At 73.0% G+C, this 300-nt stretch carries 1 protein-coding gene; it reads right to left on the bottom strand.

Going from position 1 to position 300, the window contains the following annotated elements:
- Positions 1 to 270, bottom strand: a 270-nt coding sequence (locus IH48_RS34085) for an AMP-binding protein (RefSeq protein ID WP_324604345.1), incomplete at its 3' end; no start/stop codon positions are given.
- Between the last annotated feature and the right edge of the window lie 30 nt (positions 271 to 300).

Here is a 300-nt window from a genome sequence, read left to right as displayed (position 1 = left end):
GTCGAGGACGTAGGCGCGGGTGTTGTGGACGGGACGGCCGATGGGCGGGGCGGCCGTCTGCCCGGTGGCGGAGGCGTCGGACCGGGCAGGGGTGTCGTACCAGGCGGTGGCGTAGACGGTGGCCTCGGTGGGGCCGTAGATGTTGGCCACCCGGCTGCGCGGCATGGCGGTGCGGACGGCGTCGACGGTGCGGGCGGCAAGGCCCTCACCGGCCAGCACCACCAGGTCCGCGTCCAGCGGCGCGCCCTCGCGCCTGTCTCTTATACACATCTCCGAGCCCACGAGACTCCTGAGCATCTC

It is taken from the genome of Streptomyces sp. NRRL F-5126, from assembly GCF_000721265.1.
GTDB lineage: Bacteria > Actinomycetota > Actinomycetes > Streptomycetales > Streptomycetaceae > Streptomyces.
This window is presented reverse-complemented; position numbering and strand designations above follow the sequence as displayed.